Here is a 1,161-nt window from a genome sequence, read left to right as displayed (position 1 = left end):
TCTGCGTTGTCAATAGATGTGACCCATTGGATGAAAAGATGCCAGAGATAAGGTACAATGTTTTATGAAATTCTTTGAAGTGGAGCGTAGCGGAATGAAAAAGGATTTCATAAAACGGCGATCACGCCTTCAGCTTCTCTTTCAAAAGCTGAACAGGACTTTTTCTTCCAAGTGTTCTCATGGATTTTCTATTACTCCATAAAAGATGTTTATGCAGTTTATCATTAAATTCCTCAAGACTTCTAAAATGCTCCCAATCATAAAAATATCTCTGATCATTTCTGTGACTTCGTTCAACCTTGCCATTATGCCAAGGCGTTCTTGGTGGAATAAGCTTATGCTCTATTCCCGCTTCTTTTAATGCTTTGTCAAATGGACATTCTTCGGTATCACTTATGTATTTGTAAGTAAACTCTGTTCCATTGTCTGTTTGAATCGTCTGTATTTTAAACGGAAATACCTTTTGAAGCATTTTGAAGAACTTTACTGTATTTTCGGGCGTATGCTCTTCAAAGCCGTATATGAAGCGTATTCTTGTACATTCATCTATCGCTGTCCATTGATACAGATGCTTTCCATCACGCTTTAATGCACCCCTAAGGCAATGATATGGTACTTCTTTTACATCTATCTGAACCTTTTTCCCCGGAACAAGAAGCTCAGGATAACGTCGGTCATGCTTTCTGGGCGGCTTTTTATCTGTGGCTCTTCCCCCTAATCCCATTCGCTTCGCTGCATATACCATGCCGCTGAAACTGCGTGTGTATCCCTTTTTGATTGCTTCATCATACACACCATCCCAGCCATATCTCAGAAATTTCTCTTGAAAGCATTTTAATATCAGCTGTTCCTCGCTTGCTGTATGGCGTTTTGGATGACTGTGTGGTCTGTGTGATTTCTCCGCAAGTGACTGCCATGTGCCATCATACCTTTTGCACCATCGTTTTACGCTTGACAAGCTTACTCCATATTTTCGGCTTGCATAACTTTTTCCTTTTCTATTTGCAAGCTTTACTACCGCTTGACGTTTCTTTGCTTCTTGTGCTATAATATTCATTAGAAATTCCTCCGAGTTGGTGTTTTGTTTTGTGGTAAATTCATTATACCATATCTCGGCTGGAATTTCTTCTTTTTTTGGCTCACCTCATTTTAACACATACA

Annotated in this window: 1 protein-coding gene; it reads right to left on the bottom strand. The window is 39.3% G+C overall.

Annotation, left to right across the window (positions count from 1 at the left end; genetic code table 11):
* Nucleotides 1-121: 121 nt before the first annotated feature.
* On the bottom strand, nucleotides 122-1,057 hold the full coding sequence (locus RUMCAL_RS02670; RefSeq protein ID WP_021680935.1) for an IS481 family transposase: 936 nt from the start codon (nucleotides 1,055-1,057) through the stop codon (nucleotides 122-124).
* Nucleotides 1,058-1,161 lie beyond the last annotated feature (104 nt).

The organism is Ruminococcus callidus ATCC 27760, assembly GCF_000468015.1.
GTDB lineage: Bacteria > Bacillota > Clostridia > Oscillospirales > Ruminococcaceae > Ruminococcus_C > Ruminococcus_C callidus.
Note: the sequence above shows the minus strand (reverse complement) of the source record. Positions and strands in the feature narration are given on the sequence as shown.